The organism is Marinomonas vaga, from assembly GCF_055388305.1.
On the sequence record NZ_AP043903.1, the window covers coordinates 3,418,475 to 3,442,002 of the forward strand.

22 protein-coding genes and 1 pseudogene are annotated in these 23,528 nt (G+C 42.0%); 7 read left to right on the forward strand and 16 right to left on the reverse strand.

Annotation, left to right across the window (positions count from 1 at the left end; translation table 11 throughout):
- Positions 1 to 30: 30 nt before the first annotated feature.
- Genes proX through proV form a run of 3 tightly spaced genes read right to left on the reverse strand, consistent with a single transcriptional unit; the run spans position 31 to position 3,260 of the window.
- Entirely contained in the window at positions 31 to 1,053 is a 1,023-nt protein-coding gene (gene proX / locus ACZ5DR_RS16125; RefSeq protein WP_377367579.1) for a glycine betaine/L-proline ABC transporter substrate-binding protein ProX, read from the reverse strand.
- A gap of 25 nt (positions 1,054 to 1,078) precedes the next feature.
- Positions 1,079 to 2,056, reverse strand: coding sequence for a glycine betaine/L-proline ABC transporter permease ProW (gene proW / locus ACZ5DR_RS16130; RefSeq protein WP_377367577.1), 978 nt, complete (start codon positions 2,054 to 2,056; stop codon positions 1,079 to 1,081).
- Between the two features lie 31 nt (positions 2,057 to 2,087).
- A complete protein-coding gene (proV, locus tag ACZ5DR_RS16135) occupies positions 2,088 to 3,260 on the reverse strand; it encodes a glycine betaine/L-proline ABC transporter ATP-binding protein ProV (protein ID WP_377367575.1) in 1,173 nt (390 codons plus the stop codon).
- A gap of 323 nt (positions 3,261 to 3,583) precedes the next feature.
- On the opposite strand from proV, the gene ACZ5DR_RS16140 reads away from it, so the two are divergent.
- Positions 3,584 to 4,740 (forward strand): IS3 family transposase gene (locus ACZ5DR_RS16140; RefSeq protein WP_464543525.1). Its coding sequence is split into 2 segments (ribosomal slippage): positions 3,584 to 3,829 and positions 3,832 to 4,740, totalling 1,155 coding nucleotides; the frame shifts between segments, so codons are not numbered across the junction.
- A gap of 7 nt (positions 4,741 to 4,747) precedes the next feature.
- Here ACZ5DR_RS16140 and ACZ5DR_RS16145 read toward each other — a convergent pair.
- Positions 4,748 to 5,470, reverse strand: a complete 723-nt coding sequence (locus tag ACZ5DR_RS16145) for a LysR family transcriptional regulator (protein ID WP_377370008.1) — start codon at positions 5,468 to 5,470, stop codon at positions 4,748 to 4,750.
- 222 nt (positions 5,471 to 5,692) lie between these two features.
- On the reverse strand, positions 5,693 to 6,031 hold the full coding sequence (locus ACZ5DR_RS16150) for a winged helix-turn-helix transcriptional regulator (RefSeq protein ID WP_377370010.1): 339 nt from the start codon (positions 6,029 to 6,031) through the stop codon (positions 5,693 to 5,695).
- A gap of 96 nt (positions 6,032 to 6,127) precedes the next feature.
- Here ACZ5DR_RS16150 and ACZ5DR_RS16155 point away from each other — a divergent pair, with 96 nt between their 5' ends.
- Together ACZ5DR_RS16155 and ACZ5DR_RS16160 are read left to right on the forward strand one after the other, a co-directional pair.
- Positions 6,128 to 6,967: an SDR family oxidoreductase gene (locus ACZ5DR_RS16155; protein WP_377370012.1), complete on the forward strand. Its 840-nt coding sequence runs from the start codon at positions 6,128 to 6,130 to the stop codon at positions 6,965 to 6,967.
- 47 nt (positions 6,968 to 7,014) lie between these two features.
- Positions 7,015 to 7,947 carry a GlxA family transcriptional regulator gene (locus tag ACZ5DR_RS16160; protein WP_377370014.1) on the forward strand — a complete coding sequence of 311 codons (933 nt, stop codon included), beginning with the start codon at positions 7,015 to 7,017 and terminating at the stop codon, positions 7,945 to 7,947.
- A gap of 43 nt (positions 7,948 to 7,990) precedes the next feature.
- Here ACZ5DR_RS16160 and ACZ5DR_RS16165 read toward each other — a convergent pair whose 3' ends face one another.
- The gene (locus ACZ5DR_RS16165) at positions 7,991 to 8,491 is read right to left on the reverse strand and encodes an isochorismatase family protein (protein ID WP_377370016.1); all 501 of its coding nucleotides are present in this window, start codon (positions 8,489 to 8,491) and stop codon (positions 7,991 to 7,993) included.
- Between the two features lie 105 nt (positions 8,492 to 8,596).
- Complete coding sequence (locus ACZ5DR_RS16170) at positions 8,597 to 9,568, reverse strand: GlxA family transcriptional regulator (RefSeq protein ID WP_377370018.1); 972 nt, start codon at positions 9,566 to 9,568, stop codon at positions 8,597 to 8,599.
- A 268-nt stretch (positions 9,569 to 9,836) separates the two neighbouring features.
- Here ACZ5DR_RS16170 and ACZ5DR_RS16175 point away from each other — a divergent pair, with 268 nt between their 5' ends.
- The 4 genes from ACZ5DR_RS16175 to ACZ5DR_RS16190 all read left to right on the forward strand — a co-directional run bounded on the left by ACZ5DR_RS16175 (position 9,837) and on the right by ACZ5DR_RS16190 (position 15,953).
- On the forward strand, positions 9,837 to 11,228 hold the full coding sequence (locus ACZ5DR_RS16175) for an APC family permease (RefSeq protein WP_377370020.1): 1,392 nt from the start codon (positions 9,837 to 9,839) through the stop codon (positions 11,226 to 11,228).
- 81 nt (positions 11,229 to 11,309) lie between these two features.
- On the forward strand, positions 11,310 to 12,755 hold the full coding sequence (locus ACZ5DR_RS16180) for an aldehyde dehydrogenase (RefSeq protein WP_377370022.1): 1,446 nt from the start codon (positions 11,310 to 11,312) through the stop codon (positions 12,753 to 12,755).
- A gap of 471 nt (positions 12,756 to 13,226) precedes the next feature.
- Positions 13,227 to 14,024 carry a helix-turn-helix domain-containing protein gene (locus tag ACZ5DR_RS16185; RefSeq protein ID WP_377370024.1) on the forward strand — a complete coding sequence of 266 codons (798 nt, stop codon included), beginning with the start codon at positions 13,227 to 13,229 and terminating at the stop codon, positions 14,022 to 14,024.
- Between the two features lie 582 nt (positions 14,025 to 14,606).
- The gene (locus tag ACZ5DR_RS16190) at positions 14,607 to 15,953 is read left to right on the forward strand and encodes an aspartate aminotransferase family protein (protein ID WP_377370026.1); all 1,347 of its coding nucleotides are present in this window, start codon (positions 14,607 to 14,609) and stop codon (positions 15,951 to 15,953) included.
- Between the two features lie 184 nt (positions 15,954 to 16,137).
- Here the strand turns inward: ACZ5DR_RS16190 and ACZ5DR_RS16195 are convergent, their stop codons facing one another.
- From ACZ5DR_RS16195 to ACZ5DR_RS16235, 9 genes and pseudogenes are all read right to left on the reverse strand, one after another.
- Positions 16,138 to 16,539: an ester cyclase gene (locus tag ACZ5DR_RS16195; RefSeq protein ID WP_377370028.1), complete on the reverse strand. Its 402-nt coding sequence runs from the start codon at positions 16,537 to 16,539 to the stop codon at positions 16,138 to 16,140.
- Between the two features lie 12 nt (positions 16,540 to 16,551).
- On the reverse strand, positions 16,552 to 17,328 hold the full coding sequence (locus ACZ5DR_RS16200) for an MBL fold metallo-hydrolase (RefSeq protein ID WP_377370030.1): 777 nt from the start codon (positions 17,326 to 17,328) through the stop codon (positions 16,552 to 16,554).
- Positions 17,329 to 17,744: 416 nt separating this feature from the next.
- Positions 17,745 to 18,152: pseudogene (locus tag ACZ5DR_RS16205) on the reverse strand (transposase); the annotation flags it as partial.
- A gap of 93 nt (positions 18,153 to 18,245) precedes the next feature.
- A complete protein-coding gene (locus tag ACZ5DR_RS16210) occupies positions 18,246 to 20,486 on the reverse strand; it encodes a S8 family serine peptidase (protein ID WP_377370032.1) in 2,241 nt (746 codons plus the stop codon).
- A gap of 33 nt (positions 20,487 to 20,519) precedes the next feature.
- The gene (locus ACZ5DR_RS16215; protein WP_377370034.1) at positions 20,520 to 20,975 is read right to left on the reverse strand and encodes a hypothetical protein; all 456 of its coding nucleotides are present in this window, start codon (positions 20,973 to 20,975) and stop codon (positions 20,520 to 20,522) included.
- Positions 20,976 to 21,143: 168 nt separating this feature from the next.
- The gene (locus ACZ5DR_RS16220; protein WP_377370035.1) at positions 21,144 to 21,449 is read right to left on the reverse strand and encodes a hypothetical protein; all 306 of its coding nucleotides are present in this window, start codon (positions 21,447 to 21,449) and stop codon (positions 21,144 to 21,146) included.
- Between the two features lie 19 nt (positions 21,450 to 21,468).
- On the reverse strand, positions 21,469 to 22,479 hold the full coding sequence (locus ACZ5DR_RS16225) for an HNH endonuclease signature motif containing protein (RefSeq protein ID WP_377370037.1): 1,011 nt from the start codon (positions 22,477 to 22,479) through the stop codon (positions 21,469 to 21,471).
- A gap of 4 nt (positions 22,480 to 22,483) precedes the next feature.
- Positions 22,484 to 23,077, reverse strand: coding sequence for a class I SAM-dependent methyltransferase (locus ACZ5DR_RS16230; RefSeq protein WP_377370039.1), 594 nt, complete (start codon positions 23,075 to 23,077; stop codon positions 22,484 to 22,486).
- Positions 23,078 to 23,202: 125 nt separating this feature from the next.
- On the reverse strand, positions 23,203 to 23,487 hold the full coding sequence (locus ACZ5DR_RS16235) for an MbcA/ParS/Xre antitoxin family protein (RefSeq protein ID WP_377370041.1): 285 nt from the start codon (positions 23,485 to 23,487) through the stop codon (positions 23,203 to 23,205).
- Positions 23,488 to 23,528 lie beyond the last annotated feature (41 nt).

Sequence of the window (23,528 nt, forward strand, 5' to 3'; positions counted from 1 at the left end):
GCCTTTGATAGTAAAACCTTAACTAGCCGATTAGTTTGCGGCTTTACGAGCCATTTCAACCCAACTATCGAATTGCTCTTGATGCTCAGAGATCCATTCATCAGCATGACGTTTTATATCAGCTTCAGAATTTTCACCATTGCGCATTAATAAGTTCTGAGCACTCTCGTCATCAGAGCTAATTTGGACATTCGATAAAAATGCCATTGCAGCAGGATTATCTAACCCAAAATCACGATTAACAACAGACATTACTTCATCTACCGCAAAACCTAAGTTCTTGCCGTTAAATGTCGTTGGTACATCATTACCGTTTGGCAAATCGGTGTACGGAACCTCTAACCAAACAACATCCTGATTCACCTTAAGAACACCTGAAATCCATTGTGGAACCCAAGTATAAAAGAGCACAGGCTTGCCATCTTGATAACGTGCAATGGTATCCGCCATTAACGCAAAATATGATCCGCGATTATGAGTCACTGTATCACCTAAATCATATGCATCAATATGATGATCAATAATCAGTTCGCAGCCCCAACCTGGATTACAACCTGTCAAATCTGCTTTGCCATCACCGTTGCTGTCAAACAACTTTGCGATCTCTGGCTTTTTAAGATCATCGATAGAAGTAATGCCGTACTTGTCTGCTGTTTTTTTATCTATCTGATAACCTTGTAAAACGCCTGGCATGATACTACCAACTTTCATCATGGTGTCATCACCACCTGCTTTCTGATAGAAAGTGTCATGAAGTTTGTCCCATAAATGTACGGTAAAATCTGCATCACCGTAACTAATAGCAAGCAGCATTGTCGCATACTCAGACTCTTTCGGCTCTTCTACTTCGTATCCTAGTGCTTCAAGACCAGCAATAGCAATCTCTCCACGAAAACGCTCTTCAGCAATTGAAGGGAAAATTGGAGTAACTTCTACACCTTTCCCTGGCATATCATTCGCTATGGCCGAATTGCTTAATACGCCTGCCATTAATGCGATAGAGAAACTTTCTACGACTTGAGTTTTCTTACAAAATTTAGAGATAGATTTCATAATGTTTCCTTTTGATTGCTTGTGATTATTCTTGCGTTGCTTTTTTGGGCTGAGATTTGATTACCTTCTGATGCTGAGTTTTACCCCCAAAGATTGAAACAATTAAACCAACAGGACCGACTTGGTACCAACGTACCGCGCCACTTGCACTGGTCTGTTGCCCCATGGCTTGTGTTAATCGGTCAAGGAAAATGGCCAATAGCACCAATCCAAGTCCTCCGACCGTTGCTAACCCCATGTCTAATCGTCCAATACCTCGAAGAACCATCTGACCTAACCCTTCCACTGAAATCATAGAAGCAATAACAACCATCGAAAGAGAAAGCATTAGAGTTTGGTTAACACCCGCCATGATAGTTGGCGTCGCAAGAGGCAACTGAACCTTAATAAGCATTTGTTGCTTAGTACAACCAAAGGCACGTGCTGCCTCAATTTTGTCTGCAGGTATTTGACGGATACCTAAATTCGTTAGACGGACTAAAGGGGGGAGAGCAAAAATAATAGTGACCAAAACCCCCGGTACGTTTCCGATACCAAAAAGCATGACAACAGGCACTAAGTAAACGAAAGCAGGCAAAGTCTGCATTGCATCCAAGACGGGACGAATCGTTTTTTCCATTCGATCATAGCGTGCACTGAGAATCCCTAACGGGATGCCTATTACGACACAGAAAAATAAAGAAGTAATAACCAGCGACAACGTAACCATCGACTGCTCCCATACTCCTATCAGACCCAACAATGTTAATGTCACTGCACAGAAAAGCCCCATACGTGGGCCAGCCACTTGCCAGCCAAATAAAACTGAAAGTACTATTCCAATTAAAGGAGGAATGGAGTTAAGAACACCTTCTACTAAATCTAAAATCTGATCTATCGGCCAACGCGCCGCGCGAAATACATCTCTAAAATTCTGTACTAGGTAGTTCAATACAGCTTCTACCCAATCGCCAACGGGAATCGTAAATTGTTGAAATGGATCTAGAAAACTTACATCAATCATAATAAATGCCTTTTGTGTTATGGTCTTTTTATTAGTTGTTTGCGAGCGTGGCTAAAACTTGCTCTTTTGATAGAGTCCCTTGGTAACTTCCCTTGTCATCAATTACAGGAACGGGATAAGGTGACTCAGAGACCACTGGAATCGATTCCTTTAAAGAGGTTGAGCCATTGATTGTAAAATGCTGTTTTATTCGATTAGACATCAAATTTTCTAACGAATTGACCGAATCATTAGCGATTGGAGTGACACCAACTAGCTTATTATTTTCATCCAATAAATAGACAAATCGATTTTCAGCGTTTGATATATCGAGTGGCAAAGCATGGGATGGAGTAATTGCCAGTTCTTCGGATTGAGCAATATCTCTGGCTTTTATTGTCTTGGTCATATCAACGCCTTTGAAAAAGGACGCAACATAATCATCAGCAGGATTATTCATAATTTCGTCAGGCGTACCAATTTGGACAATTCGCCCTCCTTCCATAATGGCAATTCTATCCCCAATACGAATCGCCTCATCTAGGTCATGAGAGATAAAAACTATCGTACGTTCTTGTTCTTTCTGTAAACGAATCAACTCTCCTTGCATTTCATATCGAATCAAGGGGTCTAACGCAGAAAATGCTTCGTCCATTAAAAGTATGGTCGGGTCATTTGCCAAAGCACGCGCCAAGCCTACACGCTGCTGCATCCCACCCGAAAGTTGATCGGGTCGGCTAAATGCATAGCTGTCGAGCCCTACTTGCTTTAAAGCCTCGAATGCTCGCTCATGACGAGTTTTCTTAGCTACGCCTGAAATTTCGAGACCGAAAGAAGCATTATCAATAACAGACATGTGAGGCATTAGAGCGAAGGACTGAAACACCATACTCATGTCATTACGACGGACGTTCAGTAAGTCTTTATCGGTCAAATTTGTGATAGTTTGGCCCTTTAGCTGAATTGAGCCAGCTGTCGGCTCTATTAAGCGATTAAGCAATCTGACCAAAGTCGATTTACCCGACCCTGAAAGCCCCATAATCACAAATATCTCACCCCGCTTAACTGAAAAGCTTGCGTCAAAAACGCCAACGTTTTGGCCTGTCTCAGCAAAAACTTGCTCTTTAGTAGCGCCTCTATTAAGCATATCCATTGCTTTTTTAGGAGCATTTCCAAACACTTTGAATACATTTTTTACTTCAAGAATTTCTTGAGAATTAGCCATATGTTCCTCTTTTTACTCAAAAATTATGCCGTTAAGCATTGAGTTTAAAATTATTATTTTGGTTAAAAATTGACTAACTCTAAGTTAAGAAGTTTACAGTGAAGCGTCCAATCACATATTTTCGGTATGATTGATTACTATAGGTTATTAAAAGCGGAAATGAGAATGGTTAAATAGATTGAAAGATGGGCTCAATGTATTGCTGGAGTAATGTAATTGTAGACTTTTGTTGGTGCATGACAGATTTTAGATTGAGGGTTGAATCGCCACTAGTTAGCTAGACACCTTTTAGTTAGATAAAATGATCTAATTGAGAGGTATTTATGAGCAAAACACGTTACCCAGAACAATTCAAAATTGAAGCGGTTAAGCAAGTGACTGAAGCAGGCTTTAGTGTTGCTGAAGTCGCTAATCGCTTAGGTACCACCACTCACAGTTTATACGCTTGGATTAAACGATATGGCCCTGAGGCAGAATCGTTTGCAGAGGCTTCTGCTGAGTCGAGCGAGATACTTCGTCTTCGGAAAGAGCTCAAGCGAGTGACGGAAGAGCGCGACCTGTTAAAAAAAGCCGCGGCGTACTTCGCAAGCCACCCAGACTAAGATACGCCTTTATCAGGGATCACAGTGCCGACTTTTCAGTAAGGCAACTATGCAATCTCTTCGATGTTCACCCTAGTGGCTATTACGTTTGGTTGAAAGAGCCAAAATCAAAACTTGCTAAGGAAAATGAACGCCTAACAGGTCTTGTCAAACAACTCTGGTTGGAATCGGGTTGTGTTTACGGCTATCGAAAGATCTATCAAGACCTGAGATCCTTGAATGAATCTTGTGGTATTAATCGAGTGCATTATCTGATGCGAAGAGCGGGACTCAAGGCTCAGGTGGGTTACCGTAAGCCTAGAGCTCGGTCAGGAGAAACACATACGATAGCCAGCAATGTGCTTGAAAGACAGTTTAATCCAGAAAGCCCGAATACAGCGTGGGTTACAGATATCACCTATATCCGAACTCATGAAGGCTGGCTGTATTTATCTGTCGTGCTTGATCTCTATTCCCGTCGAATAATAGGTTGGAGCATGGGGCCAAGAATGGTGAAGGAACTTGTTCTTGATGCACTGATGATGGCTGTGTGGAGAAGAAAGTCAAAGCAAAGGGTAATAATCCACTCAGATCAAGGCAGTCAGTTTACGAGCTATGAGTGGCATAGATTTTTGGAAGATCACAACTTACAAGCCAGCATGAGTCGACGTGGGAACTGTCATGATAATGCTGTTGCTGAAAGCTTTTTTCAGCTGTTAAAGAGAGAACGAGTGAAGCGAAAGATTTACTCGACAAGGGGCGAAGCAAAACAAGACATTTTTAATTATATAGAAATGTTTTATAACCCTGTCAGACGCCATAGTGCTAATGATATGTTGTCACCTGTTGAGTATGAGAAACTGTTCGAAAAGATGACTGAGAAGTGTCTACTGAACTAGTGGCGATTCAATGCGCTTGCTGATTTAGGTCAATCTCAAAACCATAAGTCCTTAGCCATACATCCCAATCTACATGCTCCGCTACTTGAGAGCGGCCATAGGGAGTGAGATTCAAAAGACTAGTGTCTGGTAAATTTTTTAGCTTAGCTACTTCAGGATGTTTTTCTAAATAGGCTGGCGAACACACAGGGTAGACAATATCATGGAAAATTGGGATGGCAGTATAGTCTTCCCTAGGGTCATTAATTTTACTAATGAATATATCCGGTGTTGCGCCCGGCTCAACTGGACCAACATTTAGAAGGTTACTGGTGGTGACAACACTGACGTTAATATCTGGATTGTCCGTCAAAAATTCACCCAAGTATTTAGATAACCAAAGCGCTGAAAAAGCAGGCGAACAACAAACTCTAAGCTCTTTTTTTTGCTTTTGAGTATTTTGAATTCGCTGGGCTGCTTGGGCAATGTTTACAAATGATAGATAGGCCGCATCGTAAAACATTGAGCCAGCTCTCGTAAGTTCCACTGTCCGGCCAGATCGAATAAAAAGCTCTACACCTAATGCTGCCTCTAATTCTCTTATCTGCCGACTGATCGCGGCTTGTGTCACACACAATGATTCCGCAGCACGCGTGAAATTTTGATACTTTGCGGCGGCAACGAATGATTTGACAGCTCTAAGTGAAGGCATTTTGACCAAGATTTGATCTGGCTCAATGTGAATTGACATATGGTGTTCCTAAAGTTCTATAAAATCTTATACCACTGTTGCTAGCTTAAAGAACTAGCGTACTTACAAATGTATTTAGTGTAATAACGGATTAAGCAGCCAATAGGCTGAACTTCTACCCTAACATCCGATTTTTAGCTTTAGCTGATCATTGATTAGGTAGGCTCTTAACAATCTCTAGTTCAATCTTTTGGATCTTCAGACATACACTATGATGTCGAATCAACTTGTACGAAGGTAAGTATAATTGGGCACAGAGTCTCCCCACTCACGCATTGCTTCAAGCACTTCTTGTAAGCTCTCACCCAAAGGGGTCAATTGGTATACCACTCTTGGAGGCGTCTCTGCATACGCCGTACGAATCACAATGCCATTAACTTCGAACTGCTTCAAGCGATTGGTCAAGGTATGGGCGCTAATCCCCTCCAAAGCTGCCCGCAATTCAGTAAAACGCATCGGCCCCTTTAACAACTCTCGAACAATAAGAGTGGACCAAGGGCCATCTAGTAAAGTAAGAAAACGTGCTATACCACAACAAGGCTCTTGCCGACTTTGTTTCATTTTAACCTCTCTAAAAATTCTATTAGTGCATTTTACGTAACTGATTCTTGTATGAAACTATTAATAGATCAAATAATTAACTAATAGGATTTAAGCATGAAATATATTATTCACGGTGCAACAGGCGCTCAAGGCAAACCACTTTTTGATCAATTAATCCATAAAGGGAAAAATGCGCTCGCTGCTGTACGTCACCTAGATAGCATCAATGCAAGCCAGGGAGTCGAAGTCGACTTAGCCTCAATAGAGTCCCTTGTTGCTGCCTACTCTGGCGCAGACGGCATTTTTGTGCACCTACCGCTAGGCCCAGAAAGCGCTCGACAAACATATGCTAATAATATTGCCGAAGCGATTGAGAGAGCAGAACCTGGGCGTGTGGTGATCTCTACCAGTGGTTGGAAACTTGGTGTTGAGGGCGATACCAGTGCCTTACCAACCTTGATTGAGAAGGTCACCGCCACAGGCGTCCCGACCGCGGTGATTGCACCTCAGCTTTACCTTGAAAACTTGTTGTTGCCGATTGTAATGGAGCCTGTCAGAAAAGAGGGAGTACTGCCTTACCCGCTAAGAGAGGACTACCCTGTGTCTTGGTGTTCACATTTGGACATCGCCGACGTAACAGCACATTTGCTACAAGACAGCACAGTAATCGGTATAGTAGAAGTCGGTATGTTGCCGGCTATCACCGGAACAGAGCTTGCTACAGCATTCAGCGAGCATTTCGGAAAAACCGTGCGCTTTGATGCTCTATCACCGGCTGAATTTGGCGATCGTTTAGCCACACTATTTGGCCGTGCTGCCGCTGACGAAGTAGTGTCAGGTTACGAAGCCAAAGCACAAACATCAGACTCGGCGATCCATTATGAAACTAGTGCTCAGTCAAAAATTGGTCTGCGACCTCGCAGCGTAGCAAAATGGCTTGCTGACATCGCCTAAATCCACATTCTATGAGACGATATTTATTTGTATAAATAGAGGTCTTTATGGCTGAGGTATCGATTGCCATTGTCGCGTATCCAGATTGTTTAAAGTCGACGGTTCAAGGTCTTGAAGAGATGTTCACCCTCGCCTCTAAGCTCAGTAGAAACTCGGACATAGAAGCTACCACGTTTGTATATCAGACGTTGGAGTGGCCAGAGACATTTGAAACACGCGCTTCATTGCCTTTGTTTCAAGTGGTGATCTTACCGCCAAGTCTAAAACGGGGTTTTGATATGGTATCAGACCCCGCTTTATCAAAATGGCTGAGGTACCAACATCAACATGGGGCAATCCTAACCTCTGTGTGCGCGGGCACTTTTTTGTTGGCCCATACCGGATTGCTACGACATAAGAAAGTGACGACTCACTGGGCTCTGGTCGATACGTTTCAAGACCACTTCCCTGGCATCGCCTTACAAAGTGAGGCCATTTTAATCAATGAGGGAGACATCATCTCTGCCGGTGGCATGATGTCATGGGTCGATTTGGGGTTAGAAATTATTGCTCAGCAAGCCTCTCCTAAGCTGATGCGCCAATTAGGCAAGATGCTAGTGGTCGATACTGGACAACGAGAGCAGCGCTATTATCAACAGTTCGTACCGAACCTCACCCATGGCGATGTCGATATCATACAGTTGCAGCACCTTATTCAAGACAATTGTGATCAACCACTAAAAATTACCGAGTTAGCCCAAAGGATTAATACCACGGTTCGCACGTTGCAACGACGCTTCACTAAAGCGACTGGCTTATCTCCGCAACTGTACATTCAACGAGTGCGCATTCAAAAAGCCTGCGAGTTATTAGAGTCTAGTCGTCAATCTTTTGAGTCGATTGCTGGAAAAGTAGGTTATGACGATGTGGGGGCGTGTCGCAAAGCGTTTATTAAAATCATTGGTCTAACACCACAAGCCTTTCGCAAACGCTTCGGTTAGACACCATAAGAGCATTGACCTATGGTATCTAAGGCACTCAAAGTTATAGTTCGGTAAACGCCACACCGCGGTCTCGGATCGCCTCAAGGGCAGCACCGTGCACCACAGGATCGGGAGCACAACACGCTGCTGGCAACACTTTCACATCGTATGATGCTGCATCTGGAGAGATCGCAGTGTACGCCACACAGTTTTGCGTCATGATGCCGCAGATAACGATGCTCTCAGCACCCTGCTCTTTCAAGACCTCTTCGAGATTGGTTTCAAAAAAACTGTCCGCATGGTATTTCTGAACCACAGGCGCATCAGGGGCTGCGGCCAATACCTCTGCATGAATCGCAACATTATCTGTACCGGCTTGGAAAAGCGGAGCACCTTCTGGCATGAAGTGTTGCACCAACACCACCGACCAATCATGGGCGTGAGCGTGGGCAATGGCCTGCTTTACAGATTGCAGCGCTTCTTCTACTCCGTGTTGCGGGTAGTTACCGTGCGGGAAATACTCGTTCTGTACATCGACAACAATTAGGGCTGTTTTGCTCATACTTTTCATCCTCTCATTTGGTTTCACGTTATGCTGATTAATTTGCCCTGTTTTGCCATCCCGAAACAGTGTCGCATATGACATATATGAAGCCAAATACGACAGCTAAATATCATGATGGAAAGTTTTACGCCAATGGTTTGGTGTCACTGAGAAGCGTTCTTTGAATTTATTACGAAATGTCAGCACTGAACTAAAGCCTATCCGATCAACAATGGTTTCAATGGGCAGTTCTGTGGACTCAAGGAGGTCTTGCGCTAAGGTAAGGCGCTCACTTGCTAGCCATTCCCCAAACGCCATACCAGTGGCTTTATGAAATTTACGCGTGAACGTGCGGCGCGTCATCATCACCGAGTCAGCTAGCTCATCGAGGGTGTATCTCTTACCGATGTTTTGGCGGATCTTGGTCATCAGCTCATTAATGCGCACATCTGATGTCGTGATAGGAATGGGCTGGTCAATAAATTGTGCCTGGCCACCACCTCGATATGGCGGCACCACCAAACGCCGTGCCAATCGATTGGCAACCGTACCACTGTAATATTTGCGGAAGATATACAGGCAACAGTCCATGCCCGCGGCTGTACCTGCTGAGGTAATCACGCCCTCGTCTTCGACATAGAGCGCGTTGGTATCAAGTTTGACTTCAGGAAAACGCTGGGTGAAATCACGCTCCAGCTCCCAATGGGTGGCCGAGCGTTTGCCTGTCAATAAGCCTGCATAAGCCAGCACATAAGCGCCTAAACAGAGACCAACCACCAAAGCGCCTCGCGCGTGCGCGCTGCACAAAGCCTCCATGATGGTTTGATTCGGCCGCTCATCGGCACTGCGCCAATAGGGCACGATAATAATATCGGCGCTTTGCAATACACTCAGGTCCAACTCAGCCTGCATTTCCATGCCAATATCGGACACAATCGACCCCGCTTCACCGGCGACAAATGTTAACTCAAATAAGGTTTCATTGAGTGTCCGTGAACTGAACACGATACCCGGAACCGAGGTGTGGTAAGAGCTGAAATCGTTAAAGACGATCACAGCAACATGAGGAGTATGGGAGAGTTCGGTGTGTGGCATGAGTGCTCCGCGGTTAACCCGTTCAGGGCAATGGTAGTCCATTGCCCTGACGGACGCGAGTGACATTAACCTTTTAGCTAGCCAGTAACGTCTACATGATCAAAGTGCTTAGCCTTCTTAGCTGCGATTAGTCATGATTTTTCCAATGCTTCTTATATTTTGTATGTCATGTTTCATTTTATTAAAAATAAGACTTTAGTTTTACTCCACTAGGAGTAGGTCAAACATAAAAAATAAAGTCGCAAATAATGAAATAGAGGAACATGTAATGGAAAGAAAACTTGGATGTGGCAGTGTAACTGCTGCAAGTGTAGGGCTAATAGTCGCTTCTAGTTGTTTGGTTATTCTTGCTCAGTTAACAGGGCTTGCAGGGAAGGACTTGTACATCCCTATGCTCATTGCATTGCTTATAAATACTGCTGTGGCTTTTACATTTTTAGAATTATATTCACTTATGCCACAATACTATGGTGGTTTAGGGCAGTTTAATTTAGCTACTTTCGGTCCATTTGTTTCCATTATCTCAACAATCTCTTCTTATGCGATCTGTATTCTACTAGCAAACACTATCGAAACTTCAATGCTTGGTATGGTTGTAACAGAAATTTTCATTCCGGGTGTAAACCCTTTTTTGATTTCTCTAGCAATTATGATTTTCTTGTTAGTAATAAACCTACTAGGAATTAATTTTTTTGCGAAGCTTCAAAACCTAGTAGTTATCTTTCTAGTAGGCTCACTGCTCATAATGGGCATCATGGGTGTATTGAAAATTGCTCCTGGCGAGGTCATTCCTGCTAATCAACAAAGCTCTCCTGCTATTACCGGATTCTTACCTTTGATAGGTTTGAGTGCGTTAGCTTTTTGGCTTTTTATTGGTATTGAATTTGCCATTCCTTTAGCAAAATCTATTAAAAATCCGAAACGAAACCTTCTATTTGGAATGCTTACGGGGCTTGTTTTATTGTTTTCTGTACAAACATTACTGGGTCTAGGAATTGCAAACTATGTAGATCTCAACCTGTTATTGAGCTCAAATACACCACACCTTTTATTTGCAGAAAAGATGTTTGGTACTCTAGGTAAATACTGGATGGGGGCATTATCTCTTATTGCTGCTATTAGCACACTGAACACTATGTATGCAGCAGGTGCACGTATTTTCCATGGTATGGCAAAGGATGGCCTATTACCTTCTGTATTGGCGAAAACAAATCAACATGGTTCTCCATATGTCATAATGCTTATACAAACAATAATACTTCTTGCTATTTCAGGTATGGGCGCTGGGACAACTGATGAGTTCGTTATTCTTCTTCTATCTGCATCATGTTTTTGGCTAATAGCTTATGTCATAGCTCATTTAAACGTCTTAACTTTAAAGTTGAAATATCCTACAGCCAAACGTAACAAAATCCTTAGTTTTATGGGAATACCGCAGATTATTGGTATATTAGGCAGTATTTTTATGGTAATCAACATCTCAGACGATTTAGATCAGCGCGCTACTGTCTATAAAATATTTTTTATTGTTCTGTCAATTCTTATTATATATTCAGCCACATGGGTGAAGCTAAAAATGAAAAAAAGACTTTTCCAATCGGAAGGTTTCGATAATGAAAAACTACTTGATATTAATAGAGCAGAGAAAAATTTATTTTAAAATTTCAATATCATTGATGACAAAATTTTAGAAACCATTCTTCAAACAAAAAAAACAAAACAAAAAAAGGATGATTAAATTATGACTATATTATTAAGTATTGGGGGGCAGGACTGTGCTGCCAGCAATCAAAAAGAGTATAAACGCATAAACCCAGTCACTGGGGAGATTGCGTCAATATGTTCGGCCGCTACACTCGATGATATAAAAGTTGTCACACAAGCTGCTAATGATGCCTTTCAAAATTGGTCTCATGCTTCGCCTGCTGATCGCCGTATCTTATTAAACCGCACTGCTGATATCATGGAAACTAAGCAAGAAGAGTTTGTCCAAGCAATGATCAATGAAACAGGCTCGACTACTCAATGGGCGCAATTTAATGTCATGCTTGCTGCAAATCATATCCGTGAAGCTGCTGCATTAACAACTAATGTGGGCGGTGAGGTTATACCTTCAAACAAACCTGGCACTCTAGCCATGTCAATAAGAACCCCTAAAGGCGTATGTTTAGCAATGGCGCCCTGGAATGCCCCAATCATTTTAGGCTCTCGCGCTATCGCTACACCTTTGGCATGTGGTAACACAGTTATTCTAAAGAGCTCTGAGTTCTGCCCATTGACTCATCGACTGACTATTGATTGCTTTCTACAAGCTGGCTTCCCGCCGGGTGTGGTTAATTTCGTATCCAATGACCCAAGTGATGCATCAGTAATCGTCAAAGCACTAATCGAAGCGCCACAGGTTCGTCATGTAAATTTCACAGGGTCAAGCGCAGTTGGTCGTATTATTGGTAGCATTGCAGGAGAAAACTTAAAGCCAGCTCTGCTCGAACTCGGCGGTAAGGCACCATTAGTTGTTCTATCCGATGCCGACATAGAAGGAGCTGTCAATGCTGCTGTTTTCGGTGCTTTTATGAACCAAGGGCAGATCTGCATGTCCACAGAACGCGTGATTGTGGAGAGCTGTATAGCCGATGAGTTTGTCAAAAAATTCACAATAAAAGCTTCAAAGTTGTCATGGGGAGATCCTCGTGATCATGTGATACTTGGATCATTAGTCAATCCAGATGTGTCTGATAAAATGAACGAAATGATCAAGGATGCTGTCGCTAAAGGCGCAAAATTACTTTGTGGTGGCGAAAGTCGAGGTTCTATTTTTGCACCAACTCTATTAGATTGCGTAGACAGTTCAATGCGAATTTATCGCGAAGAAAGCTTCGGTCCAGTAAAATCGATTATCCGAGTCAAAGATGACGAAGAGGCCATTCAAGTGGCAAACGACACAAACTACGGTCTATCTTCAGCGGTTTTCTCCCAAGATATAAACCGCGCATTAAAATGTGCTAATGCAATAAATAGTGGCATTTGTCATATTAATGGCTCAACCGTTGCTGATGAACCACATATGCCATTCGGTGGTGTTGGGGACTCTGGTTATGGACGTTTCGGCGGAAAGTCAGGTGTAGAGGAATTCACTGATATTCGTTGGATCACAATAGAAGATTCTAACCAGCACTATCCATTTTAAACAATAAAAACCTAGGAAAATGAGATTAGGTCGGCAATATAACACAATCTTGCCAACTTAAGCCTTTAAGGATCCCTATCCGCTATAAAGAAGCTCTTTGGTAAACATCGAATCTGCTAGTGTTTGGCAAAGAGCTTCATTGGTTAGATGGATGCGCTGATTCTTTACAAGGGTTTGATGCTCGAAATTAGTAATTTATTTCAAATTCTGGCAATGGTCGTCAATAATATTTATCTATCATCGTCTTGTCAGACTTAATTGCATCAACCCTGGTTATTAGATGGGGACGGTATATGTAGTTCTACCTAATTTAAAGCAACAACCTCTAAGTTAATTGTAATGCGTTTTACTAGAATTTTATTTACACTTGAGCTTATGGCTTAAAAAATGATGTTTTGGAGAAAAATTAATTGCCCCCTTGATTCTGGCTTTATTTTTTCTTTATATTTATCTTCTTTTCGGTGGACTAGTATGATTAAAAAAAATGGCTTTCTTCCTGCTCAACCACTTGTTGAATTTACGACACTAGGTTTTCATCATCAAGTCACGCCATTCTCTAGAGCATGTGCGCAATACTATACACATGAGGTATCCAAAGATGCGGATCAAAAAATTGTAATTGTGCCAGATGGTACGATAGATATTCTATTCAAAATCTCTGACAGTTCTGTTGATTCTCATGTATGTGGAGCTGTTAAAAAGGCAACACTTCGAAGGTTTAATCAAGGTTGTAGTTATTTTGGGGTACGATTGAAGCCAGGTACTGCAAATAAACTTATTGACCTGCCAATTGATATTATAACTGAGGATTGCATTGAATCCAATAATATATTAAAAGATGTTGAAAAATTAAAAGAAGGATTTATAAACTCAAGATCATTTAAGGAAAAAGTTTTTCTATTTGAAGAGTATCTAAATTTAAATATTAATGATGACACCCCTACCTCTTCACTGGTCTCTTTCGTTCTTGAATATATACACAAGAAAAATGGAGAACTAAAGATGAAGGAGCTGTCTGAATTGACTCATTATACCTCAAATTACATATACAAATGTTTTTTGAAGGAAACAGGAGTATCTCCTAAACACTACGCAAGGGTTGTGCGTTTTCAGAGCTGTTTAAATCTATTTAAAGAATCTTCAAAAACTAATTTAACAGGTATTGCATCTGAATCCGGTTATTATGATCAAGCACATTTCATTAATGAATTTAAAGAATTCACATCTTTTACGCCTACTCAATTACAAGAGTTTTTTCACTCACTATAACTTCTTATATTTAAAGAAACTGGATAGTAAGAAGAAAAATTACTCACATGATTGAGGCTTTCTAATAATCATTAAATCCACTTTATTAGAATCCAATATAGCTCTAAATCCATATAACTTATGCCAATAAAACTCAATAAAACTCAATAAAACTCAATAAAACTCAATAAAACTCAATAAAACTCAATAAAACTAATAATTTTATAATGCAAAATTAACAACCATATTAAAACCAGTAAACATTGATCAATATCTAGAAAGAATTGGTATTACTAAATCAATTAAACGCTGAGAATACGATAAATCCTATGGTCGGTGTAGCCCTTTATAATACTCAAAAATTAAAAAGAGCGTTAATATTCAAATTAATGATATCTAATCATAAAATCAATGAGAAATTATCGATAAGCCTATAAGCCTAATACCCATAAAATATTAAAACACTTCAGTTAGTTGAAGTATAATCATTTAACCCCCTCCATTGTAAACCAAAATCCCTAGTCATGATTTTTACAATCACGATTTTTTCTCACGTGCGATATTAATCTATCAAAATTACTATTGAACTAATAGGAACAACAAATGAGTATTCAATTAGATGACAGTATTGAGCGCTTTTCAGCACGCTTTTCCAAGTCAAAAAAAGAAACTGAGAACGCAAAACGCTCTATTCCGGGTGGATTTAGCCGTAAAACCTTTAACTATGGCCCTCATGGAATCTTCGTTGAACGCGGAGAAGGTGCTTACATTTATACGATTGAGGGTGAAAAACTTCTTGACTTAAATAATAACTTTACTGTAAATATCCTTGGTCACAACCATCCTGAAATCACTAAGGCCTTACAAGAGGCTCTTCCAAATGGTATCTCTTTTGGCAACCCTTCTAATCATGAAGTTAAGTTGGCCGAAACCCTATGCAGCCGGATAGCTTCTGTTGAAAAAGTAAAATTTTCTTGTTCAGCTAGTGAGTCTTGTATTACCGCAGCTCGCATTGCACGCGCCCATACAGGTAAAGCTAAGATTGCCAAATTTGAAGGTGGCTATCATGGCTTTATTGATGATCTAGCCATTTCTGCGCATCCACCACATGACAAATTGTCTGGCCAATCAGATGCCCCCCAATCAGTAGCCGATTCTGGAGGCATACCTCAATACAAAGTAGACAATACAATTATTCTAAAGCAGAATGATTTAGATGCTTGTGAGAAAATTATAAGGGCTCATGCGAATGAGATAGCATGCATTTTCATGGAGCTCCAATCCGGTGCTGGTGGTATTGTAGTACTGGATCCAGACTTTGTTGCAGGTATCCGCGCGCTCACAAAAGAGCTTAATATCCTGCTAATCTTAGACGAAACTATTACATTACGCGCGCACTATCGCGGCATGCAGCATGTATATGATCTATTGCCTGATCTTACAATCATGGGAAAAATGATCGGTGGCGGCCTTCCAATCGGTGCAGTAGGTGGGCAAGCGAAATTCTTTGAAGTCCTGGAATCTGACACAGTACAAATCTCAGGAACACATCATGGTCATTTGCTAGCAACTGTTGCTGGCGCAAAATGTCTAGAAGTGATGAATGAAGCAGCCTTTGATCGCCTAAATTCGTTATCCAATAGAATCAAAGAGGACTTAAATTCCTGGGCTAAATTGCATTCATATCCATTCATGATTTACGGTGCAGGGTTTTCATTTCTTGGGTATGCTTTCACTCATGATTTGGAAAGTGAGATCACAACACACCGTGATTTTTGGAACCTGGTTGATAACGATAAGATTTTGATTTATTCCTTAGAAATGGCGCAAAAAGGTTATTTCCCTGTGCATAGAGGCCAGCTATCACTTTCATTAGCGATGACAGATGAAGATATTGATGGATTCATTGAAGCAACCAAAGAAGTTGTGTCGGCGATTTTTAGTGAATAATGTAAATAGCTAAATCAAACTATTAAGTTTTGACTAAGATGTAAGCGCCCAGAAATCTGAGTTCAGTTGTAACGTGACCAAAGGCGCTTACGGTAAGGTAAAGACCAATATGCAGTATTGGTGCTCCCCGATTAACCCACTTAGGGCAATGGAAGTCCATTGCCCTAACGCACGCTAGCGGCAATTAGCCTTGTAGCTGGCGACTAATATCCGCATGATCAAAATGCGCGCGCTTTTCGATGATCTTGCCGTCTTTGATGGTCATCAACATCATCAAAGAGAAACGCACAGGCTTATTAGTTGGCGCCAGATCGTGTATGGGCGCTGTGTTCACCCCTTCGAAAATCATGTAACAGGCAACTTTGTCATCATGAGCAATGGCTTCATGAACTCGGAAGGTAAAGCCTGGATAACCATCCATATTGCCTTTCTCTTGCGCCAAGAAGCCATGCAAGTCTAATGGCTTATCCACTTGCGAATAGAACACGAAGTCATCGTGACACAATGCGGCAACCGCCTCATAATTGTTATCTTCGATATGCTGATAAAAAGCCTTAACCAGTGCAACATTTTGTTCAGTAGTCATAATAGTCTTCCTTTATAGTGAAACTGTTTCGCCGTCTTCTGGTACAAAGACGAAGTCATTGAGCGACAATGCTGATACGTAATCACTCATCTCTTTTGTGGTCACCAAAGCGTGATTAACTGCGCCCATGTGAGTCGCGACAATTTTAGCTTCCGGTAGAACATTATGAGTTTTCAACACGTCTTCTTTGCCCATGATAATCGGACCAAAGCCTAATACATGCGCCCAACCCGTGTTGAGAACTACGACACCTGGTTGCTCTTGCTTCATTATCTCTTCTACCTGTGGCACCCAAATAGTGTCACCAACGATATACAGCTTATCTTCGTCGGCGTGATTAAAAATCACGCCCGTAACTTCGCCTAAGATCTCAGCCATTTGCTCATGTTCAAACGCCGCTTCTGAGCCATGTTGACAGAAGGTACGTGTGAATGAAATGCCGTAAAAATCTGTCTTTTCAGAGAAGATTTGTAGATTCGTAAACCCTTGTGAACGCAAGATAGACTCATCGCCTTCGTGCTGCACGAAAATCAGTTGATCTTTCGGGATCACATTAACAGCTGTCTCATCCCAATGATCTGGGTGAGTGTGCGTTAACAAGACCGCATCCACAGCAATGATTTTCTCAATCGTCATCGGCAGCTCAACTAATGGGTTGCGTAGGTGTGAATTGGCCGTGCCCTCAAAGCCTGGGTACATGCCTTTTGGCGCCAGGAATGGATCGATTAGGAATGTCTTGCCTGCGTATTCAATAACTTGTGTTGCATTTCGGATTTGTGTGATTTTCATAGAATGTCTCCAGAAATTTGCCTGTTTTGATATTCAATGTGGACATTCTATGGGATTTAACAAATGCCAATAAGTGGCTATAAGGACATACAAAGATAGTATTGGGACAAGTATAGCCATTGCTATGAAATCTTCGTTCATCACGCAAATTAACCTGTTTTTTCAACTATGCTTGCACTCTAGATTTCATCTAAAAGCTGTCTAATGAGAGGTGCCATTGACGGTAAACGACAGTACTGGTTTTGAAACCGTTTTTAGGAATTCAAAAGATGGTTTAACGCTTTTTGGAACATACGAATAAGTCAGAGAATTTTGATCTGACTTGATTCACCCGCCTGCAACGCTTCAAAAGAGTTAATTAGCCGCAGTTTCCCGCTTTTATGGCACTTCAAGCACCTTAAACCCGTTATTTGGACGGATTCCCCCTGCGAAGACCGTATCATCTGATCCACTCGTAACAAATTTCCAAGCGCAAACAACACCGCGAGCTTGTTGTCATTTTTAGACAGGCCTTTGTAGACGACTTTGCGAAACCCAAACTGACATTTCAATATTCTAAACGGATGCTCTACTTTCGCTCTGATACTCGCCTTTAGGTATTCCGTTCGGATCAGCTGCTTATTTATGCGAGGATGCTTCTTCCAAGAGCGTATCTTGCTAGGCATCTCAGCCACTAACCAATCGACTTTCCGGTCCTGGGTTTCAGCACGCTTTTCTACGCCACGGTAGCCTGAGTCCGCCGATACAAATGACTCATCGCCATGAAGAAGTTCCGTCATCTGGTTTAAATCGTGATCATTGGCGGGCGTCCGGATCCGAGAGTATGGATGGCGTACCAACTGGTCATCATTTTCCCTTGCGTCGGCTGACGGGCAATCAGTTTACTAAGTCATTAAAAAGCCCGCGGGCTTTTACATTTAAATTGAGCAACCATCCCCCTGCAGCTTAGTCATCATGGATTTAACATCCAATATCCCTTGCCCGTATTCCTCAGCATTGTAACCGTCAAAATCATGATCAGCAGTGTTAAGCATTACCTGTGCGAGGTCGCGATAGTTTAGTTTGGTGCAATAACTCTTGGCCAAATCTAATGCACGAGATACAAATTGGTTCGCAAGACTGGTCCCGTCAGTTTTAATGATGCTCTTAGAGGTATTCGAAACACTGGCCGCTGTCACAATATTCTCACCTAACGCCGTAATCCAGCGTAACTGAATTGAAGCATTCTCCCCTGGAACCGCTGAGAAGTCAGATAACTCTTTCCCCCAGCCAACCGAACCAACTATGACTGCAGATTCTATCGATTCAACATCAGCAACTATCACAAGGTCAGACCAATCTTCACTGCTATTACCTCCACTGTTTACTAAAAGTTGATTGGAGCTAGAGGCCGCGAATACTGTGTTATAGGACTCCCCTAGCGGCACTCGAGAACTTTTCGCTAGTAACGCATCAGCCCCAAAGGTGGATTCCATTTTTGCTTTCAAAGTTGGGACAGATGCGCCGATGCCATCCAGAACATTCACAACATTTAGATAAGCCCCCTCGTTAGTAGAAGTTACCCCCATTATATTGGTGCAATGTGCGCTGCCATGAGACTCCCAGTATGATGGATCCAAATCGAAACGCATTGCACCTTCGCTAGTGGTCGATGAATACTGCAATTGGTTGTTCCCGCTATTTGTGTAGTAAACACCTGACTGTGAAATTCGAGAGCTAACATGGTCATTTCCAATTTCACATCCGCTGTCCACAACTACAATGGGGTAGCTGCTTGAATGGGCCACTCCAAGATCGTCATAACCGTAATCAAAGCCATGAAATTCCAGCATTTGGTCAAAGTTAGCCTCATAATACGGTAGTTCTGAACCGGTTAGAGTGGAGCAGTCCATTGAGCCCAAATTCAAGTGGGCTGTGCACTCATGCACCGTGGTGTCTGATTCGAATGCATAGCAGGATATCCATGCGTCAGGAGTTAGACTGCTAGGTATGTGCCTGGCGAAGCATGCTGGAGCCCGCGCATCCTCGATATTACTTGTTCCACCCCAGTTATCATTGGTACGAAAGCTCTGAAGTTTATTTGTTACCTCTGTTGGAAGATTTGCAGCAAAGTCGTCAGATGGGATTACAGGTAAATCAGGAAGAATAGTGCCTAGGTAATATTCGGAAAATAGCGAGTCTTTAAAGTTGTTTAAGACAATGGAGTTCACGTTACGATCTTGAAGTTCGCTAAATGATTTCCCTTCCCCGGTAAACGTAAACTGTGATGCTGTGGTTGGCTCACTTACCTCAGGGGCTAGTTCTACCTTCGATGCTACTGTCGAAACAGTAGAGCTAGACGAGTTCAAGCGAAATTTACTAATGCAGTAAATTGCATTCTTAAGCTCGTATGCACAGCTCACTTCAAAGGGGGTAATAGGGGCGCTGTATACAAGCAGTCCAGAGTCTTTGAATTCATCAATAAAGTCAGAAAGATTCATGGCCCACTCAATGGCTGCAACAGAGCCACAAGCGCCATCAGACAGAGTGCACTTCTCGGCAGTATCATACTCAGTCAACTTGATATTGGCGCTAAGTGTACTAGTTAGCTTGTAGCAATCATCCTCACCGCATTGATAGCCCGCATGTTCATAGTAAGATTTTCTTAAGGTACGCGCCAAAGATGTGGACAGGTAACTAGGCAAATTACTTGCATCTAGAATTGTTTTGGTTGATGAAACAGAGAATGGTAAGCCATTGGCATCGTTATCGATCTCTTTAACTGATAACTCCATTTCTAATTCAGATATGTTTGAAGACGCCACTGAAGCTTGTTCATCATCTACATAGCAAGTGTACTTTACAGTTGATTTCGCTTGAACTGTCGAACAAGAGGCTAGCAGTTTAAGGGAGCTTGAGACGCTTTCGATGGCAAAATTCATCAAGGTGTCACTATTATCTAACTGCTCAGATGAAACATCTTTGGTGTAAATCGAAGTCGTAAGCAATGCTGCGTTTTGAACTTTGTAGCAGCTAGTATCAGTTGGGCCACAATCCCAACCAGAAGAAATTAATTCGGCTTTATAGGTGGCTGTAGTTGATCCTTCTTCGGAGCTCCCGCCGCCACCGCACCCGACGATTACAATTGGAGTTAATAATAAAAGCATTAGCTTAAACATTTGAAATACTTTTCGTTAGTATTCAGAAACATATTAACAACGCTCTTGAGCGGCACTACCACTTATAGAAAGATAATTAGCATCGGCAGCAGTGCGTGTATCTAAGGCTTGGATCAGTGGGCGCATGACTTCCGGCGCAACAAAGCGGCGCGGCATCATAATACGCGTAACAACTTGAGCATCTGTGGCTCGTGTTTCTGCGCTGCGGTTAGGAAACAGCCCCAGCTGACGCCAGTCTAGGTATTCATCAATGGCACCTGAGATGTAACGTTGGGTATGAAAAATAGGCGCATGAAATGCTTTGCTAGAAGCTTGGTAGTCGACCGTTAAGCCTGTCTCTGTATGGTAGGCTTTGATCCACTTGCCAGCGGTTTGACGGGTGACGTCAAAGATATCAGTGAGAGCACGAGAATTGATATGCCCTTCCCAGTAAAGCAATAACTCAATCAGCCAACTTGGGTTCGGTGTTCCCCATTGTTTGATATCCATATCATTAATCCAAAAAATAAAACTTCCGCTTGTACTGATTCCGTAATTTCAGAAAATAGATGCACAGTATATCGAAGTGATCTGAGAGCGTAATATAATTATACTTCTTTAAGGTCATCGAAGAACCTTCGAAACAACTTATTTCAGATGTGAGCAATAAACCGATCACTAGGCATAGTTAAAATGATACTCCATAGAAAACTCCAAATTGAATTCTCTGCCTGAAGCCATTTCTTCAATCTGCTTCCACAACAAAGGCAAATTAGCTTTAAGGACTTCAGCCTTATATTTTTGGTACTCATCGACACAATCTCCTTCAGCTGCTTTAAGCCAATCTGAAGGTGTTAATATCAATAGCACTCGATGGAAGTACTCTGGAATAGCTTCCTTTATTGAATCCTCGTTCCCACTGACGACATAAAGTGTAACGCCCTCCCCAGTCGCAAAATAATGCATAACACCGATATAGAACATTTCATCTCCTTACATACAGTCACGCTAGTCTAAATTCACCCTTACTCTGCCATAAGTTCGATGCACTGTTCCGAGCAATTTGGTAAGCCCAATCTGACACCGCAATAGATTTTTCAGTATCGCACTCTACATAACTGGCCAATTCCGCAGTGATCAACTGCGCATGATTAACGAGGTTATTCTCTTCCCATTTATATTTATGCTCATAACTTGCGAGGTAATCGCGCTTGCTGTTATTGCAAGCACGATCCGCGAGCACAAAGTTATGCCCAAGGTCGAACGCATATTTTGCAAAAGGAATAAAGTGGTCAACTTCTGAGTGCTGATCGAGCTTCTTACCACAATAAAAGCAGCTGTCTTTCTGTATTTCTTGCAGTAGTGGTTTAGCGTAGGCCAAGGCCTTACGATCATGCCCAAACAGGAATTCTGGTAAATTAGCTTGAGCGCCAACAAGATATTGGTTGTGCTTAAACGAAATGATTTTGTCGATCCAAGCGGCACGAGCAAGGTAGGTTATTAGGTGATAAAACTCACGAAAGTATCCTGCCATGCCTGCGTTTAATTCAATATGCCTCTGGCTTTTATCGTGCGGGTATAAAAAGCACTCTTCTTTTTTAGCTAAAATTTGTAGGCGCCAAAGTGGGCCATTTTTAAGCGCGGTTTTAGCGACACTGTGAACCGTTTTGTAATGAGGGCTTTTATAAAGCTGATTGATGTTATAAAGCCCAGTTTTCTGGATGCTTTGCACTGCCGTGATGATCGCTATTTGCTTTTGTGAATCACTGTTCTGATGTAATTGCTGCTGGTTTGACTGGACACCAAATGGACGCGCTTGATTCCAATACAAACGCAGCATTTTATCTGCCAACACATCAAAAGAGATAGGAAGCTTACCATTCACTGTTACATTAAGGCTTTCGACGCAGACATCCGCAATCGCGTGCAACAATGCGTATTTGTAAGTCGCAGTAAAATCGCCTTCTACCAGTAAACGCTGAATGTAGGCAATAAACTCTATCGCGGTTTTCATACTATTAAGGCTCTTGCTTCTGCACAATCAGATTTAGCCATTGCTCAGACCCTCGATCTGGCCGCTGATCGCCAGTCACCCAAGTATCCAATACTCGAAAGCCAGATAAGTATTGCTGGATCGTCTGCTCAGTCTGATCATTGAAGAAGCGTCCTTCTTTAACACGCTCCTCTATTCCATATTTAAACGACATATAAAGCACACCCTCGTATTTCAATGCGCGATGTAATCGTTTAATCACATCATTCAGCTCTAAATTAGGTACATGTAGTAAGCTTGCGCAGCACCAGATCCCATCATATAAATCAATGCCATCAAATTGCTGAAAGGTTTGAACAACGACTGGGAGCTGAAGCAACTTGCTGGCTATGGCTGCCAACTCTGGACTGGCGTCGAATGCATCCACTTGAAAACCTAAAGATTTAAAGCGTTTTGCATCACGTCCACTACCGCAGCCCGCGTCAAGAATATGCGCATTGGGGGGAATATAAGGAAGAAATCGTTGATAAAACTCAGACATATCAACATGCAGCGTATTGGCAGTAAAGCTCTCAGCGGACTCGCTATAGTATTGGTTGGTGCTAGCTTTAAGATCCATTTAATCCCTTACTTGAAGACATATAATCCATGTTTACAGACAGCTATTAACCTTTACAAGAAGTACTGTCTTGATATGAGCATTCCAGCAGTTCAGAACCGAGTTTGAGGTTTGCGATAATATCGTTACATATAGTTATCTTGACTTAGCGCCTCAAGATACGACCTGACCGTCTCAGCTCCAGTCTTGCCATTCAGCATAATTGCATACGGGCTCCGATCATTAAAGTACTGGTTCGAACGCCTAATCCAAGAGCTCTCCTTTCCAGGAAACACAGCTTGCGTCAGTCGGTAAATTGCAATTAAATGAGATATATTCTCTTCGACATCTTTTGCCAAAGATACTCCTTGATTGTTTTGCTCTAAAACCCGCCAACTACCAATCACTTCTACTGAGTTTTGAATCGCCACTAGTTAGCTAGACACCTTTTAGTTAGATAAAATGATCTAAT